A 1,805-nucleotide genomic window follows, 5' to 3' on the forward strand; every position below is an offset into this window, starting at 1 on the left:
CCGGCGGGGCCCGGCCGGTGACGGTCGGTCCGGCGGGGCCGGGCCGGAGCGGGGGCCGGCCGGGTCCGGTCGGCGGCGGGTTCGTCCTTGGCGGGTTCGTCCTTCCGCGACCTGCCGGGTCCGGTCGGTCGGGGGTGGTCCTGTCGGGACCGGACGGGGACGGGCGGACGGGCCGGGACGGTCGGACGGGCCGGGCCGGGACGGGGCGTCGGCGGGCGGTCCGGCTCCGGCCTCGGCCGGTCAGCGGCGGGCGGGCTGGTTGCGGCGGGTCAGCCACAGGGCACCCGCCGCGCCGGCCAGGAGGACCGTGCCGCCGAGTGTGCCGAGGGCGACCGCGGAGTCCTCCGGGCCGGTCTGCGGAAGCTGACCGCCGGTGGCCGAACCGCCCGAGGCCGACGACGAGGTACCGCCGGACGAGGAGGAACCGCCGGACGACGAACCACCCGAGGAAGCGCCGCCGGACGAGGACCCGCCCGAGGAAGTGCCGCCGGGAGCCGTCACGTCGAGGGTCAGGGACGCTCCGGGGTTGTTGGTCGGCGTGCAGTTCGTGGTCGTGCCGAGCGCCTTGATGGTGAGCGTGCCCGCCGTGAACGTGACCTTGCCGGTCCTCTTCGGTGTGTAGGTGCCGCTCAGGTCGCTGATCTTGATGGGGGTGTCGGCGGGGATCGCCGCCGAGTTGGCCGGGCCGCTGACCGCGAGCGTGCCGCTGTCGGCGCCGCCCAGCTTGATGGTCGCGCTCGGACTCATCGCCCCCTTGCCCAGTTCGACCGGGCTGGAGGAGACGCCCTTCTGCCACGACATGGTGATCCGGTATCCGCCGCCGCTCTCGACGCCCTTGATGTCGATGGGCGAGACGGCGCTCTTGACGCCGATCGGCGTCTGGCAGCGGTAGTTGACGTCGACGACGTCCGCGTGGGCCGCCGGGGCGGCCGACAGCACCGCCGAGCCGGCCAGGGCCGCGGCGGACGCGAGCGCGGCGGTTCGTTTCGGGTACGGCACGGTCGGTCCACCCCGTCCATTCCTGACGACGTATCAGATTCGGCCGTCAAGGTACGCCCGGGGCCGTGAGGAAGGAAGACGCGTCACACGCCGGAGTTGTGGCGATCCGGCGTGTGCGACGGGATGTCGGAGTGAGGGCGGGTACCGGGGTGCCCGCCGGGACGGTCAGGCGGGTGCGCCCAGTTCCGCCCACACCGTCTTGCCCGGAGCGTCGGGTGCGCGGACCACGCCCCAGTCCAGGCACAGCCGCTGCACGATGAACATGCCGTGGCCACCGGGGCGTCCGGCGCGGTGCGGGGTGCGCGGTGCGGGCTGCCCGGTGCCCTGGTCGGACACCTCGATCCGGATCACCTTGTTGTCGCAGGCGAGCAGGAGTTCGTCGGGCCCCTCGGCGTGCAGGCAGGCGTTGGTGACCAGCTCGGAGACGACCAGCAGCACATCCTCGGCGGCCGCCCGCCGGTCGGCGGTGTCGGCCGGCAGCCAACCCCAGGCGTACAGCGCCTGCCTGGTGAAATCACGGGCGAGCGGGACGACACCGCTCTCGCCCTCCAGGCGGAGTCGGCGCACCTGCCGCCCGCGGGCCTGCGGTGTGCCGCCGGTCGGCCCGGGCGGCACGGACGGCGCGGCTGCCTCCGTGGCCGCGCCGACAGCCGGCGCGGCCTCCTCGGGCGCCCCGGAAGCGCCGCTGGGCTCCGGGCCGCGGTCGCCCGGCGAGTAAGGCCGGGTGGTGCTCATCAGCGCTTCACCTCACCGATTCACCGATACAGAATTCCAAAGTCCGGTCAGCAGTCCGGCAGCAGTCCGGT

At 74.6% G+C, this 1,805-nt stretch carries 2 protein-coding genes; both read right to left on the reverse strand.

What is annotated here, in order from left to right; genetic code table 11:
- Positions 1 to 240 precede the first annotated feature (240 nt).
- Positions 241 to 999 carry an LPXTG cell wall anchor domain-containing protein gene (locus GT045_RS31340; RefSeq protein ID WP_161336251.1) on the reverse strand — a complete coding sequence of 253 codons (759 nt, stop codon included), beginning with the start codon at positions 997 to 999 and terminating at the stop codon, positions 241 to 243.
- A 165-nt stretch (positions 1,000 to 1,164) separates the two neighbouring features.
- Positions 1,165 to 1,734, reverse strand: a complete 570-nt coding sequence (locus GT045_RS31345) for an ATP-binding protein (protein ID WP_161296699.1) — start codon at positions 1,732 to 1,734, stop codon at positions 1,165 to 1,167.
- Positions 1,735 to 1,805 lie beyond the last annotated feature (71 nt).

This window comes from Streptomyces sp. SID486 (genome assembly GCF_009865385.1).
In the GTDB taxonomy this organism is placed as follows: Bacteria; Actinomycetota; Actinomycetes; order Streptomycetales; family Streptomycetaceae; genus Streptomyces.